Source organism: Thermobifida sp. (genome assembly GCF_017577275.1).
GTDB classification, from domain to species: Bacteria; Actinomycetota; Actinomycetes; order Streptosporangiales; family Streptosporangiaceae; genus Thermobifida; species Thermobifida fusca.
This window is the reverse complement of the sequence record NZ_PITY01000017.1, coordinates 41,258-55,463: the sequence shown is the minus strand read 5'-3', so window position 1 is coordinate 55,463 and position 14,206 is coordinate 41,258. Positions and strand designations below refer to the sequence as shown.

Annotated in this window: 14 protein-coding genes; 10 read left to right on the top strand and 4 right to left on the bottom strand. The window is 66.6% G+C overall.

Annotated features, from left to right (window positions below):
• Positions 1-44: 44 nt before the first annotated feature.
• The 5 genes from mshD to pstB all read left to right on the top strand — a co-directional run bounded on the left by mshD (position 45) and on the right by pstB (position 5,629).
• Positions 45-1,016, top strand: a complete 972-nt coding sequence (mshD, locus tag CW348_RS03555; RefSeq protein ID WP_011293162.1) for a mycothiol synthase — start codon at positions 45-47, stop codon at positions 1,014-1,016.
• Between the two features lie 275 nt (positions 1,017-1,291).
• Positions 1,292-2,410: a phosphate ABC transporter substrate-binding protein PstS gene (pstS, locus tag CW348_RS03550; protein ID WP_011293163.1), complete on the top strand. Its 1,119-nt coding sequence runs from the start codon at positions 1,292-1,294 to the stop codon at positions 2,408-2,410.
• Positions 2,411-2,744: 334 nt separating this feature from the next.
• A complete protein-coding gene (gene pstC, locus CW348_RS03545) occupies positions 2,745-3,707 on the top strand; it encodes a phosphate ABC transporter permease subunit PstC (protein ID WP_011293164.1) in 963 nt (320 codons plus the stop codon).
• Positions 3,708-4,793, top strand: coding sequence for a phosphate ABC transporter permease PstA (pstA, locus tag CW348_RS03540; RefSeq protein WP_011293165.1), 1,086 nt, complete (start codon positions 3,708-3,710; stop codon positions 4,791-4,793).
• Positions 4,794-4,849: 56 nt separating this feature from the next.
• Entirely contained in the window at positions 4,850-5,629 is a 780-nt protein-coding gene (pstB, locus tag CW348_RS03535; protein ID WP_011293166.1) for a phosphate ABC transporter ATP-binding protein PstB, read from the top strand.
• Between the two features lie 76 nt (positions 5,630-5,705).
• Here pstB and CW348_RS03530 read toward each other — a convergent pair whose 3' ends face one another.
• Both CW348_RS03530 and CW348_RS03525 read right to left on the bottom strand, forming a co-directional pair.
• Positions 5,706-6,701, bottom strand: coding sequence for an inorganic phosphate transporter (locus CW348_RS03530; protein ID WP_104612662.1), 996 nt, complete (start codon positions 6,699-6,701; stop codon positions 5,706-5,708).
• 44 nt (positions 6,702-6,745) lie between these two features.
• Positions 6,746-7,363, bottom strand: coding sequence for a DUF47 domain-containing protein (locus tag CW348_RS03525; protein WP_011293168.1), 618 nt, complete (start codon positions 7,361-7,363; stop codon positions 6,746-6,748).
• Between the two features lie 436 nt (positions 7,364-7,799).
• Between CW348_RS03525 and CW348_RS03520 the strand changes: the two genes are divergently transcribed.
• The 3 genes from CW348_RS03520 (at position 7,800) to purM (ending at position 10,904) form a co-directional block, all read left to right on the top strand.
• Positions 7,800-8,309: a sterol carrier family protein gene (locus tag CW348_RS03520; protein WP_104612661.1), complete on the top strand. Its 510-nt coding sequence runs from the start codon at positions 7,800-7,802 to the stop codon at positions 8,307-8,309.
• Positions 8,310-8,319: 10 nt separating this feature from the next.
• Complete coding sequence (gene purF / locus CW348_RS03515; protein WP_011293170.1) at positions 8,320-9,774, top strand: amidophosphoribosyltransferase; 1,455 nt, start codon at positions 8,320-8,322, stop codon at positions 9,772-9,774.
• 77 nt (positions 9,775-9,851) lie between these two features.
• Positions 9,852-10,904 (top strand): phosphoribosylformylglycinamidine cyclo-ligase, encoded by a 1,053-nt coding sequence (gene purM, locus CW348_RS03510; RefSeq protein WP_011293171.1) that lies wholly within the window; start codon positions 9,852-9,854, stop codon positions 10,902-10,904.
• A gap of 168 nt (positions 10,905-11,072) precedes the next feature.
• Here the strand turns inward: purM and CW348_RS03505 are convergent, their stop codons facing one another.
• Positions 11,073-11,312 carry a DUF3073 domain-containing protein gene (locus CW348_RS03505; RefSeq protein WP_011293172.1) on the bottom strand — a complete coding sequence of 80 codons (240 nt, stop codon included), beginning with the start codon at positions 11,310-11,312 and terminating at the stop codon, positions 11,073-11,075.
• A 438-nt stretch (positions 11,313-11,750) separates the two neighbouring features.
• Between CW348_RS03505 and CW348_RS03500 the strand changes: the two genes are divergently transcribed.
• Both CW348_RS03500 and bldC read left to right on the top strand, forming a co-directional pair.
• Complete coding sequence (locus CW348_RS03500; protein WP_038044171.1) at positions 11,751-12,668, top strand: hypothetical protein; 918 nt, start codon at positions 11,751-11,753, stop codon at positions 12,666-12,668.
• Between the two features lie 696 nt (positions 12,669-13,364).
• A complete protein-coding gene (gene bldC, locus CW348_RS03495) occupies positions 13,365-13,568 on the top strand; it encodes a developmental transcriptional regulator BldC (protein WP_011293174.1) in 204 nt (67 codons plus the stop codon).
• Positions 13,569-13,705: 137 nt separating this feature from the next.
• On the opposite strand, the gene CW348_RS03490 is transcribed toward bldC, so the two are convergent.
• Positions 13,706-14,068, bottom strand: a complete 363-nt coding sequence (locus CW348_RS03490; RefSeq protein WP_016189286.1) for a YkvA family protein — start codon at positions 14,066-14,068, stop codon at positions 13,706-13,708.
• Positions 14,069-14,206 lie beyond the last annotated feature (138 nt).

Below are 14,206 nucleotides of genomic sequence, written 5' to 3'. Positions count from 1 at the left end.
CCCGGCCGCGCAGCAGGGCGGGGGACGCTCAGTAGGCTCGTGCCATGAGCCACATCCTCACCACTGACACGCTGAGCCCTGAGCAGGTCGCGGCGGTGCTCGCCCTGGCCGAGGCGGTGCGGGACGCCGACGGTGTTGCCGCGCTGTCGGAGCAGACCCTGTTGCGGGTCCGGCACGGCGCCCGCGGCCGGGGGCGCTTCCACTTGGCCTACGTCGACGCCGAGCAGGGCCGAGTCCTCGCCGGTTGTGCGTTCGCCGAGGTCTCCCCGGGGGAACCGGATTCGGCTGAGGTAGCGGTGGCACCGCAGTGGCGGCGGCACGGCCTGGGGCGGCGGCTGCTGGACGAGCTGTGGGCGCATGCGGATGCGCGCGGCCTGCGGGTGTGGGCGCACGGCGATTTGGCGCCGGCGCGGGCGCTTGCCGCTTCCGCCGGCCTGCAGCGGATGCGTGCGCTGTGGAAGATGCGGCTGCCGCTGCGAGGCACGGATTCGGCTCCTGCTGCCACGCTGCCCGAGCCTGCCTTGCGTCCCGAGGTCGCCCAGCAGGTGGAGATCCGGACGTTCCGGGTGGGGGTGGACGAGCAGGAGTGGCTGCGCACCAACGCCCGCGCTTTCGCTGACCATCCCGAACAGGGCGCTCTTACCTTGGAGGACCTGCAGCAGCGCGAACAGGAGCCGTGGTTCGACCCGGAGGGTTTCTTCGTCGCGGTGGACCGGGGCAGCGGCCGCATCGCGGGTTTTCACTGGACCAAAGTGCACGACGACGGGGCCGGGCTCACCGACGGGGAGCCGGTGGGCGAGGTGTACGTCGTGGGGGTGGACCCAGACTGGCAGGGCAGCGGGCTGGGCCGGGTGCTGACGCTGCGGGGCCTGCACCATCTGCGGGACCGCGGGCTGCCGTGGGTGCTGCTGTACGTGGATGAGGAGAACCGTCCCGCGGTGCAGTTGTACCGTTCGCTCGGTTTCGAACTGTGGGAGAGCGACGTCATGTACGGGCGGGTACCCGAGGAGCGGTGAGCGGGCGCGGCCAGGGGTGCACGCTCAGCGATGGAACAGTGCACGCTCCGCCGTCACCGCAGGCCAGAAAGGGGCAAAATTCTCAAAACGCACCTCGTTCACCCAAACTCTATGAGAGGGACGAACTACTTTTAGCGTCACTCATCCCCACGTTCACCGCCTGTTCATCTTCTTTGGTATGACTGGCCACCTCGGCTCCTTACCTTGGCTTTCGGCGGGAACGCCGACATATCCCGCCCCAATGGTGGACAAGCCAGAGGAAGGACACCCGGGCTGTGAAGCTCATTAGGTACGGCAAGATCGCGGGCGTGACCCTCGCCAGCGCCCTTGCGCTCTCCGCCTGCGGCAGTGACCAGGCAGTCGCTCCCGAGGAGACCGGCGGCACGGCCGCGGGCAGTGTCGACTGTGTCCAAGGCGGCGGGACCCTGGCCGGAGCCGGCGCCAGCTCCCAAGAAAAGGCGATGGCGGCGTGGGTCGCTGCGTACACCAGCGCCTGCGCGGACACCACCGTCAACTACGACTCGGTGGGCTCCGGTGCCGGACGCTCCCAGTTCATCGAGGGCGCCGTCTCCTTCGCCGGGTCCGACTCCCCGATGGACGAAGAGGAGACCGCGCAGGCCACCGAGCGCTGCGGCGGCTCCGAAGCCGTCCACCTGCCCGCCTACATCAGCCCGATCGCCATCATCTTCAACCTCGAGGGCGTCGACTCGCTCAACCTGCGCCCCGAGGTGATCGCTGACATCTTCAACCAGAAGATCACCAAGTGGAACGACGAGGCGATCGCCGCGGACAACCCTGATGTCGACCTCCCCGACGCCGACATCATCCCGGTCAACCGCTCCGACGAGTCCGGCACCACCGAGAACTTCGTGCAGTACCTGTCCGAGGCCGCCCCCGACCACTGGCCGCACGAAGTCAGCGGTGACTGGCCGATTCCCCCGGTCGAAGCCGCCCAGGGATCCTCTGGCGTTGTCTCCGCTGTCCAAGGCGGTACCGGGACGATCGGCTACGTCGACGCCTCGCACGCCACGGAATTCGGCACCGTGGCCGTCGGCGTGGGCGACAGCTTCGTCCCCTACAGCCCGGAGGCCGCCGCAGCGATCGTCGACTCCGCAGAACCGCGGGAAGGCAACACCGAAAACGACCTGGCAGTCAGCCTCAACTACGCCACCGACGAGGACGGCGTCTACCCGATCGTGCTCGTCAGCTACGAGATCGTGTGCCTGGAGTACGAGGACCAGACCGAAGCCGACCTGGTGAAGAGCTTCATCGGCTACGTGATCAGCGAAGAGGGCCAGCAGGCCGCCGCTAACGAAGCCGGCTCTGCGCCGCTCTCCGATGCCACCCGCGACAAGATCCAAGCCGTACTGGACAAGATCCAGGTTGCGAGCTGACCCGCACTGGTCCTGTCGCCGTCAGGGCAGGGCACCACAGACCGCTGTGGGCCCTGCCCTTGGCTGCGTTGTCCTCCCCACTCCCCCGGTGCCCCGCACACCCGCCCAGCGCACCGGCAACGCCTCACCGCGAGGACAGCCGCGCTTTGCCCGCCCTGACCAGAGATTTTTCTCGCTCTTCGGGTATTTCCGGAACGACTCCTGGGTGCCTTCCGTTCTGGTCAGGGGTGTACTCCACAATGTCACGGGCCCTGCCCTCGTCCGGCGGAGCGGTGTCGCGTGCGGGCTCCGCTGCCGCCGAGTGCATACCCGCATCAGTTGACCGGAGTCTCAAATGACCACCACGGATCTGTCCACGACGGGCCGCGCGCAGCGGCAGAGACGTCGCCTCGGTGACGTCCTCTTCGCTGCCGGAGCCCAAGGGTCAGGGATCCTTATCCTGGCGATCCTGGCCGGGGTCGCCGCGTTCTTGATCCTGCAGTCCTTCGACTCCTTGGCTGCCAACCAGGCGAACTTCCTCACCAGCAGCGAGTGGGACGCCAACACCCGGGAAGAGCCCTCCTTCGGTGTGGCGGCCCTCGCCTTCGGTACCGTGCTCGCCGCGGCAATCGCCCTCGTGCTGGCCACTCCCGTAGCGATCGGCATCGCCCTGTTCATCGTCTTCTACGCCCCCCGCCGCATCGCCGCCATCCTGGGCTACCTCGTGGACCTGCTCGCGGCAATCCCCAGCGTCGTCTACGGCCTGTGGGGCATCGGCTGGCTCGTGGTCCAGCTCGCCCCGTTCTATGCCTGGCTGGAGACGTACTTCGGCTGGATCCCGCTGTTCGCCGGACCCGTGTCCACCACTGGCCGCACCATGCTCAGCGCAGGCATCGTGCTCGCCGTGATGATCCTGCCGATCATCACCGCCATGACCCGCGACGTGTTCCTCCAGGTGCCGCAGTCGCACCGGGAGGCTGCCCTCGCACTGGGCGCCACCCGCTGGGAGATGATCCGCATGGCGGTACTGCCGTTCGGGCGCCCCGGCATCATCGGCGGCGCAATGCTGGGCCTGGGGCGGGCGCTCGGCGAGACCATGGCGGTGGCCATGATCCTCTCCCCCTCCCTCGTCATCTCCTGGTTCCTGCTGCAGAGCGGCAACCAGACGATCGCCGCGCACATCGCCCTGCAGTACCCCGAAGCCACCGGCTACGGGGTGTCCGCGCTCATCGCGGCCGGTCTCGTCCTCTTCGCCATCACCCTGGCCGTGAACATGGTGGCCCGCTTCGTCGTCTCCCGCCGCAAGGAGTTCGCGTAAATGTCCGCCACGAAACTGTCTGCTCCGGAGAAGACCGTGCCGCCTCGGCCGCTCGCGCCCTCACTCGGCGCCAAGCCGCTGCCTGCCCTGTTCCCGCCGACCCTGCTCGCCGGGGTCGCCCTGGTCGCGGCCGGGCTGCTGTACGCGCTCGGGTGGTGGAACCCCGCGGTGTGGGCCATCGTCACCGCGGTGGGCTACATGGTGCTCATCACCGCGGCCTCGGCCCTCGTCGAGAACCGCCGCAAAGCCAAAGACCGCCTGGTCACCGCCATCGTCTACACCTGTTTCGGCATCGCCATGGTGCCGCTGGTCTCCCTGCTGTGGACGGTGCTCTCCAAAGGCCTGGTCCGGTTGGACGGCTACTTCCTGACCGTCTCCATGAACGGGGTCACGCCGAGCATGGACGCTGGCGGCGCCTACCACGCCATCCTCGGCACCCTGCTCATGACGCTCATGGCCGCGCTGATCTCGGTGCCCATCGGTCTGATGACCGCGATCTACCTGGTGGAGTACGGCCAGGGGCGGCTCAAGCGGGCGATCACCTTCTTCGTGGACGTGATGACCGGTATCCCCTCCATCGTGGCCGGTCTGTTCGTGGTGGCGCTGTGGATCCTGCTGTTCGGTCCGGGCAAGACCAACGGCGCGGCCGGTGCGATCTCACTCTCGGTCCTGATGATTCCGGTGGTCGTGCGCTCCTGCGAGGAGATGCTGCGCCTCGTGCCCAACGAGCTGCGGGAAGCCTCCTACGCGCTGGGGGTGCCCAAGTGGCTTACCGTGGTCAAGGTGGTCCTGCCCACCGCTATCGCGGGGCTCACCACCGGTGTGATGCTGGCCTTGGCGCGGGTCATCGGCGAGACCGCCCCGCTCATCCTCACTGCGGGCTCCTCAGCGGTCGCCATCAACGCCAACCTGTTCGAGGGACAAATGATGAGCCTTCCGGTGTTCATCTACTCACAGGTGCGCATGGGCGGCGTCATCAACTACGAGCGTGCTTGGGCCGGGGCGCTGACGCTGATCATCATCGTGATGCTGTTGTTCCTCGCCGCCCGCCTGGTCTCGCACTTCTTCGCCCCGAAGACGCGGTAACCCCCTCATCCCCTTTGCCGTCTCATCCGAACCAACCACGGTCTTGAGGAAACACAGTGGCCAAGCGAATTGACGTCTCCGGACTGCACGTCTACTACGGTGACTTCCTCGCCGTCGAAGACGTCTCCATGACTATCGAACCCCGCTCGGTAACCGCCTTTATCGGCTCCTCCGGCTGCGGCAAGTCCACCTTCCTGCGCACCCTGAACCGCATGCACGAGGTCACCCCGGGGGCACGCGTCGAAGGCAAAGTCCTCCTGGACGACCAGGACATCTACGCGCCCGACGTGGACCCGGTGGAGGTCCGCCGCGAAGTCGGCATGGTCTTCCAGCGCCCCAACCCGTTCCCCACCATGTCGATCTACGACAACGTCATCGCCGGGTACAAGCTCAACAACCGGCGGCTCCGCAAGTCCGAAGCCGACGAGATCGTGGAGCGGTCCCTGCGCGGGGCGAACCTGTGGGAGGAGGTCAAGGACCGCCTTGACCGGCCAGGGGCGAGCCTGTCCGGTGGGCAGCAGCAGCGCCTGTGCATCGCCCGGGCCATCGCCGTGGAGCCCAGCGTGCTGCTCATGGACGAGCCGTGTTCGGCGCTGGACCCGATCTCCACGCTGGCGATCGAGGACCTGATCTCCCAGTTGAAGGAGAACTACACGATTGTCATCGTCACGCACAACATGCAGCAGGCCGCCCGGGTCAGCGACGTGACAGCGTTCTTCAACCTGGCGGGTACCGGTAAACCCGGCAAGCTCATCGAGATCGGCGAAACCAACAAGATCTTCACCAAGCCCGAAAAGAAAGAGACGGAGAACTACATCACCGGACGCTTCGGCTAGTCCACTCCACGGCTGTGGCCCGCCCAAGCGCTTGGGCGGGCCACAGCCGTATGCGTACCTGTGTCTCCGCCGCGGGTCAGACGACGGTGTGCAGCAGCCCGTAGACCCCGGCGGCGATCACCGCGGTGACGGGGACTGTGACCAGCCAGAACAGCACGATGGTGGCGAAGATGCCCCAACGCACCCCCGTGACCCTGCGTGCGGTTCCCGCACCGGCAATGGCCGAAGTGGTGGTGTGGGTGCTGGAGATCGGCGCGTGCCACACCAGCGACGTGAAGCCCATGATGGCGGAGACCGCTGCCTCCACCGCGAACCCCTGCGGCGGGTCGATGCGGCTCATCCGCCAGCCCGGGGTGCGCATGATCCGCCACCCGCCGGTGGCGGTGCCCAGCGAGATCGCGACGGCCGAGCAGAGGGTCACCCAGGTAGGAACCTCGTAGGTGTTCTGGCTGCCGACGGTGATGAGCGCCAGGACCACGATCCCCATGGTTTTCTGGGCGTCCTGCAGGCCGTTGCCGAGGGACAGCATCGCCGCGGAAACGCTCTGCGCGAGCCTGAACCCCCGGTTCACTACGCCGGGGCTGGTGTCGCGGAACAGCCACAGGATCCCCAGCATGATGAGGTAGCCCAGCAGCCAGCCCAGAAGCGGGGCCACCAGCATGGGGACGAGGAAGCTGATGAGGACGCCGTCCCAGCGCACTTCTCCTTGGGAGGCCAGTGCCGCCCCGACCATTCCGCCGATCAGCGCGTGGGAGGCGGAGGAAGGCATCCCCCGGTACCAGGAGAAGAGGTTCCAGGCGGCCGCGCTGGACAGTGCCGCGAACAGCACAGCCAGGCCGTCTGCACCGTGGATGGGGCTGATGAAGTCCTGTCCGATCGTGCGGGCCACGCCCTCGCCGAGGAAGGCGCCGAGCAGGGTCATCAGCGTGGCCAGGGCGATCGCAACCCCAGGGGTGAGGGCCCTGGACACGATGGCGGTGACAATGGTGTGCGCGGAGTCGTGGAGGCCGTTGGTGAAAGCGAAGAGCAGAGCAGCCAGGACCACCGCGAGCAGGGCGGATTCGAGGAGCACGGGAAAGTGTTCCTGAGTCGGGGTAAGGGGGTGGTGGGGGTGGGTCAGGCTTCCTTGACCGCGATGCTTTCAATGGTGTTGGCCACGTGCTCGAAGGCGTCGGCTGCGGCTTCCAACTGGTCGACGACGTCTTTGAGTTTGAGCACGGTCAGCGCGTCGTATTCTCCGCCGAACAGGTGGGCGAGCAGACGCCGGTAGACCTGGTCGGCCTGGTTCTCCAACTGGTTGATGGCCACCCAGTAGCCGGAGAGGTTGCGTAATGACCGTAGTTTCGGCATGGCTTCCGCGGTGAGTTCGGCGGAGCGTTCCAGGATCCCGACCTGGTCGATGATGCCTTTGGGGAGGCGGTCGAGCTGGTAGAGCCCGATGAAGTCCACGGCCGCTTCCATGGCGTCCATCACGTCGTCCAAGCTGGACGCCAGGCGGTAGATGTCCTCGCGGTCGAACGGTGTGACGAAGCTCGTGTTGAGCCGGCGCATGATCGCGTGGGTGCGTTCGTCCCCCGCCTGCTCGCACTGCCGCATCTTCTCGGTGATGGCTTCTCGGTCGGCGTCTTCGCTGATGAGTTCCACCAGCAGCCGCGAGGCTGTGACTAGGTTGTTCGCGAAATCGGCGAACATCTCGTAGTAGCTGTCATCGCGCGGTGTCAGGCGAAGACGCACATCTTTCTCCCATGAGTGCGGTAAGGCTCATGTCCTTGAAGTGTCGGACCCTGTCCCGCGGAAGTCCCTTCGGGCACGACCGCGCCGCACCCCGGCGCCTGCGACGCGGGGTGCGTCACTCGATGTTCACTTACAGCTACCCCAGCGTCCGCCAGAATGCCGACGTAGTGGAGCGATTCCATCCTAACCGCCTCCCCTGCGGCAGGCAGGGAGATGACTCATCAACGCACTGGCAGTCCTCGGAGGTATGGTTCGTGAACGAGACGTGAAACCGGGGGAAACCTGCAGGTCACAGCGTTTCACCGGCACGTCATCGCCACAAAACGCAAGATTAACGCACAAGTTCTGGCAATAACCCCGAATCAGGAGAACTGGCAATTTATCCACACACCGTCCCGGTGGGCACGGTGATTGTTCTGCGATCGTGACCTCTCCCATGGCATCTCTCTCCCCTGCTGCGCGGCGCCGCCTCGCCGCCCTACGCTCCGCACTCGACGAGCAGCTCGCCGCCCTCGGCGAACCGCCCTATGCGGGACCGGGCCACCCCGCTGCTGCCCTCACCGCCTGTGTGCAGGCCCTGCTGCGCGCCCAGCGCCGCGGCCTGGCCCCGCACCGCCCAGCGGTCAAGGCTGCGGTGCGCGCCACCCTTGCCGAACTGGCCTCCCGCTACCCCGGACAAGCCGTTGAAGTGCGAGTTCCACCGTATGGGGCAGTGCAGTGCTTCCCCGGTCCCCGCCACACCCGCGGCACCCCGCCGAACGTGGTCGAAACCGACCCCCTGACCTGGCTTGCCCTGGTCACAGGTGACCTCACCTGGGCAGATGCGGTCTCTTCCCACCGTGTGTCAGCCAGCGGAGCACGCGCCGACCTGTCCCCGGCCCTTCCGTTGTGGTCTCCTCCACACGAAGCACCCCTGCATGGCACCGGCACCGGTGACAGCCGTTAAGCTGGATCACGTGTCGCAACCCGACGGCCGCCTCAGCCTGGACATCGATCCTTTAGAACGCGGACCGCAGGACGCCTGCGGAGTGTTCGGGGTCTGGGCTCCCGGCGAAGAAGTAAGCAAACTGACCTACTTCGGTCTCTACGCGCTCCAGCACCGCGGCCAAGAGTCCGCGGGCATCGCCCTCAGCAACGGTGAGCGGATCGTCGTCTACAAAGACATGGGGCTCGTGTCCCAGGTCTTCAACGAAGTCACCCTGGACTCCCTCAAAGGGCACCTGGCGATCGGCCACTGCCGCTACTCCACTACCGGCTCATCCGTCTGGGAGAACGCGCAACCCACGTTCTTCAGCGCGCGGGAGGGCGGTCTCGCGCTCGGCCACAACGGCAACCTGATCAACACCCCGGAGCTCGCGGCGCTGCTGCCGTCGGATCGCCTGAGCGCGACCACGGACACCGAGGTGCTCACCCGTCTGCTCGCCGCCGCCCCGCACCGCACCACCGAGGAAGCCGCCCTCGACGTGCTGCCCAAAGTCAAGGGCGCATTCTCCCTGGTCTTCATGGACGAGCACACCCTGTACGCGGCTCGCGACCCCCAGGGAATCCGCCCGCTGGTCCTGGGCCGCCTCGACACCGGGTGGGTCGTGGCCAGCGAGACCGCGGCGCTCGACATCGTTGGTGCTTCCGTGGTGCGCGAGGTCGAACCGGGAGAGCTGCTGGTCATCAACGCGGACGGCGTCGCTTCCCGGCGTTTCGCCCCGGCCGAGCCCAAAGGCTGCCTGTTCGAATACGTCTACCTGGCCCGTCCCGACACCACGATCGCGGGACGCAACGTCAACAGCGCCCGCGTCGAAGTGGGGCGGCGGCTGGCCCGGCAGCACCCGGCCGATGCAGACGTGGTCATCCCCGTCCCCGAATCGGGCACGCCCGCGGCCGTGGGCTACGCCGAAAGCAGCGGCATCCCGTTCGCCCAAGGGCTGGTGAAGAACTCCTATGTGGGCCGCACGTTCATCCAGCCGAGCCAGACGCTGCGCCAGCGCGGCATCCGGCTCAAGCTGAACCCGCTGCGCGAAGTCATCGAAGGCAAGCGGCTGGTCGTCGTCGACGACTCGATCGTGCGGGGCAACACCCAGCGGGCCCTGGTGCGGATGCTGCGCGAGGCGGGCGCTGCCGAGGTCCACGTCCGGATCTCCAGCCCGCCCGTGATGTGGCCCTGCTACTACGGCATCGACTTCGCCACCAAAGCCGAACTGATCGCGGGTAGCCTCTCCGTCGAAGAGATCTGCCAATCCATCGGCGCAGACTCGCTCGGCTTCATCGATCTCGATGAACTGGTCGCAGCCACCAGAGTCGAGAAGAACCGGCTGTGCCGGGCCTGCTTCGACGGCGTCTACCCGGTCGAGGTCGACGAGGACTCCCGCGGCAAGTACCTGTTGGAGAAGTCCTGCGGCGCCCCTAAGCGCCCCTAGCCGCCGTCACGTTCCCAGCCGTCTGTGTGCCTGCGGTCCAGCCGCACGGCAACCTACGACTACAGAAGAGGTTTTCCGTGTCAGAGCGCGCCCCCACCGCTTATGCCGCCGCCGGCGTCGATATCGCCGCCGGGGAACGCGCGGTGGAATTGATGAAGCGACATGTGGCACGCACCCACCGGCCGGAGCTCGTCCCCGACGCCAGTGGTTTCGCCGGGCTGTTCCGGCTCGATCTCTCCAAGTACACCGCCCCCGTGCTGGCCACCTCCACCGACGGTGTCGGCACCAAGGTGATGCTCGCCCAGGCATTGGACCGGCACGACACGATCGGCATCGACCTGGTCGCCATGGTCGTGGACGACCTGGTGGTCAGCGGAGCCGAGCCGCTGTTCCTCACCGACTACATCGCCTGCGGCTCCGTGGTGCCCGAGCGGATCGCCGAGATCGTCAGCGGGATCGCGGAAGGCTGCTGCCAGGCGGGATGCACGCTGATCGGCGGGGAGACCGCGGAACACCCCGGTGCGATGGGTCCCGACGAGTACGACCTGGCCGGGGCCGGAACCGGGATTGTGGAGGCGGATGCCATCCTCGGCCCGGACCGGGTCCGCGTGGGCGACGTGGTGATCGCGATGGCCTCCTCCGGCCCGCACTCCAACGGCTACTCGCTCATCCGGCGTATCGTGGCCGACGCCCAGCTCGACCTGCACGCGAACGTGCCGGAACTGGGCGGCCCGCTCGGCGAAGTCCTGCTCACCCCTACGAGGATCTACGCCAAGGACTGCCTGGCGCTCGCCGCCGATATGGAAGTGCACGCGTTTGCCCACATCACCGGGGGCGGGCTTGCCGCGAACCTGGCCCGTTCCCTGCCCGCTACCGCGGACGCTGTCGTGGACCGCGCTTCCTGGGCGCCTCCCGCGGTCTTCGGTTTCCTCGCCCGCCACGGCCAGGTCTCCCAGGAGGACATGGAAGCCACCTTCAACATGGGCGTGGGCATGGTGGCGATCGTGGCCGAGGACGCCGCGGAGCGGGCGCTGGAGCTGCTCGCGGAACGCGGAGTGCCCGCCTGGGTGCTGGGCTCTGTGATCCCCGGTTCCGGGAAGGTGGTGATGACCGGGGAATACCGTTCGTAGACATGCGAAACCGGGGCTTCTCAACGGTGAGAGCCCCGGGTTTCGCCGCTGTCTAGATGTCTGGCTCGGCGGTTCCGTCGCCCAGAGTCGCTCGATTTACTCGAGAGTCACGCGATCCGGAATCCGGTCCCGTGCGATCTGTCTCTGGTCGACGTGGAGATCAGCAGATCAGCGACGTTCTGAGTCGGAGCCATCGCTGGGCGGGTAGTTCTCCGCGAAGTCCGCGTAGCGCTCGATCAGCTCGTCGTAGGGGTCCCGGTACGTGTCGTCCGGTGAATCCGAAGACTTCGACGCACCCCCACCGACACCCAGCTCTGCCCGAAGCCGATCAAGGTCCGTGTTGACGGTGCTGTACTTCAACCGCCGGGCGACCTTCTGCTGCTTGGCCCTGGCACGGCCGCGCCCCATTGGCTCGACCCCCTCAACGATTGGGTTCTTCCAAACCCGTTCACTAGCAAAACCGCATTGCCGGGCTGGCGGCCATCACCGAACTGACGACAGGCCCCAGCTTTACGTACGAATACAACCGTACCCGGTTCAGAGGCGACGTGCCTACGCCGCCCGTGTCCTACCGAGCGTGCCGCTTGTGTCACGCCCGTGGAGGACGGGATTGCGCGACGCACAACCCTGAGGTTTCACCTCCTACAGACTAGGAACGCCGTCTCGTCCCGCTTCCTTCCCCGCACCAGAGCATGCCCCGCGGGACGGGACCGGATCCCGGTGCGGGTCACGTGTGAGGTTACTCTCCTTGCCACGGTGCCCTTCAGCGGGACCGCTGTCCGAAAACTGCCGCCATTCCAGGCGAAATCCCCGCACGTCGGCGCCGTTCTGTGCCACTATGCGAACGTGCTCCCCTATCCCGCCTACCTTCGCCTCTACCAACCACTCTCCGTTTTTCCCCGTCGCGAACGGGAGTACTGGAAGGCGTATGCGGAGTCGCCGCGGTATCGGGGGCGGCACGAGGCGATGGCTGCTGAGCACGCGGAGAGCCTGCACCGGCTGCTCTCCAAACCGCCGCTGGCTGCGCCCCTGGCAGAGAGCAGCGACGCCTACATCCACCGGGTCGGCGACGAGCTGCTGGTCTGTCCTTGGCAGACACGGCTGCGTTCCTGGCTCGCTTTCTCCACGTTACAGGCTACGACGTCGCGGCGGCTGTTCCAGAGTTTCCTGCCGGACTTGGTCGCCCAGGAGACCCAGCGCGATTTCGAGCGATGGCAGTCCCGCACCGGTCGCACGCGGCCTCAGATCCTGACCAGCACGTGGGAGGTGCCGCTCCCCTGGTTCGTGCTTTTCGATGCCGCAGAGCGCCATCTCGTCCTGGACCAGGCCGGGGAGGAGTACCGTCCTCCTGCGCCTCATGGCGGGGCGTGCCCCCAGTGTGCGACCTCTCTTCCCGCTTTCCAGCAGACGCCGGTGCGCGCGCTGCTCTACCTCACCCGGGCCGCCGACGCGCTTCCTCGCCTGGTGAGAGCGGTTCGCCTCGTGAGCGGATACTCCCCTGCGAGTTCCTCCTTCCTGTACGCCTTGGAACGACTGGAGGAGTGGGTGAGCGCGGTGGCGCACCCCCGCGCACTCCTGGAGCTTGACTACGGCGGCCTTGTCCTCCTCATGGACGACGCCACGCTGCGGTCGGACCAGTCGGTCGCGGAGGTGCATACGGCACTGACCGCGATCGAACAGGACCGGCCGGAGCTGGTGGCCGCAATGCGCTTGCGGCTGCGGACGCGGTGGAACGCGATCCGCGCGCTCCGCCACGCCAATTGAGGGCCCTGCGGGTTTGCCCGCCTTCGCGCTCACCGCGCCCAGTGTGCAGGCTCACAATCCCCGTTTCCCCCGGTGGCAAACCTGGTTCGCCAGGTTTCTCGGGAGGTGTTTCCGGTTGTCGCAGGGTGGACGCGGGGGATGGCTCCATAAGCCTCTTAGTTGACAACAAAATTACCAAAGGGGGACATACCCTTCGATAGACGGCGATATAGACTGCACTGGGACCGTTACAGAGAGCAACGAGAACATTCGAGAACCCCTACCGCATAGGGGTTTCCACGCCGCGCGTCTGCGTTGGCGGCCGTCCCAGGCCTGCCACCGGCGCCCTGACCCGCACAGGAGGAAAAAGGCCAGACCAACCATCCACGACCGCACCCGAGGAGGGGGAGCATCCCCAGTTAAGGATGCGCTGTCTTTGCGTTTTCGGTCAGCCGGATTACCGAAACCCCCGTCCGAGAATGAAGTGTTTGACCGAATACGCCACATGCCACTAAACGTATCGCTAGAATCACTCAGCGTGACGCGCTACATGTGCGACTTTGCAATCCCATTTGACAAAGTCGCGTTAAGTGGTCGCACAATCACCTCGGGTGATGCCAATATAGACCTCAGGGAAATATTGGACATCCGGACCAAGCGCCAGGATTGAAAAGTCTCAAGGATCAACACACCGATCCGGGAGGAGAGGCCGTACATATGTCAACTCGCACGCCCGAGGCGGAACCCCTGTTGACCCCTGCCGAGGTCGCCACGATGTTCCGCGTGGACCCGAAGACCGTCACCCGGTGGGCGAAGGCTGGAAAGCTGACGTCGATCCGCACCCTCGGCGGTCACCGCCGCTACCGGGAGACCGAGGTTCGCGCCCTGCTGGCCGGGATTCCCAGCCAGCGTAGCGAGTAGCCCTCCTCGCCTCGACCAATTCGGCGGGATGGCGGGGGGACGCCCGCGATACCCGAAAGAGTAGAGAATCTCGAGGGGCGGGCCGCTACGGCGGTCCGCCCCTCAGCATGGCGCGGCGTCTCTTGCACAGACCCACTTCAGGACAGCACTTCCCCCTCGATGTAGTCGGTCCCGATCTGCTCCCAGTGGAGGAAACGTTCCGTCTCCCCCAGCAGCATGGCGGTCAGCCACACGGCCACGCCCACGTCGTCCGCGGCTCCGAAAAGGGGGATGAACAGCTCAGGAACGAGGTCGATGGGGGAGATGATGTAGGCGAGAGCGGCGAGCAGCAGCACGATCTTCGAGGTAGACAGCTCGCGGTACTGCCCGCGCATCCGGGCTTTCAGCATGCGGGGAAGGGCTTTGACCCGGGCCGCGAGGGACGGCTTCCCGGGCTGGGTGCTCTCATAGACCAGCTTCATGGCGGCAGCGCCGGCCGCAGCACGATTGGACTTGCGCATTCCTCCACCTCGTCGGGTCCGTGCGCCCGGAGAAGTTCCGGACGTCTCTTGCGATATGACGTGTCTCCGTTCGGTTCTGTTCCCTGCCCCGCCCAATCCCACGCCCGACACATCCCGCTTTGTCCGCCTGTTCCCCGC

Coding starts and splice junctions, on each gene's coding strand:
- mshD (WP_011293162.1), top strand. CDS start 45: ATGAGCCACATCCTCACCACTGACACGCTGAGCCCTGAGCAGGTCGCG.
- pstC (WP_011293164.1), top strand. CDS start 2,745: ATGACCACCACGGATCTGTCCACGACGGGCCGCGCGCAGCGGCAGAGA.
- pstA (WP_011293165.1), top strand. CDS start 3,708: ATGTCCGCCACGAAACTGTCTGCTCCGGAGAAGACCGTGCCGCCTCGG.
- CW348_RS03520 (WP_104612661.1), top strand. CDS start 7,800: ATGGCATCTCTCTCCCCTGCTGCGCGGCGCCGCCTCGCCGCCCTACGC.
- CW348_RS03505 (WP_011293172.1), bottom strand. CDS start 11,312: ATGGGGCGCGGCCGTGCCAGGGCCAAGCAGCAGAAGGTCGCCCGGCGG.
- bldC (WP_011293174.1), top strand. CDS start 13,365: ATGTCAACTCGCACGCCCGAGGCGGAACCCCTGTTGACCCCTGCCGAG.
- CW348_RS03490 (WP_016189286.1), bottom strand. CDS start 14,068: ATGCGCAAGTCCAATCGTGCTGCGGCCGGCGCTGCCGCCATGAAGCTG.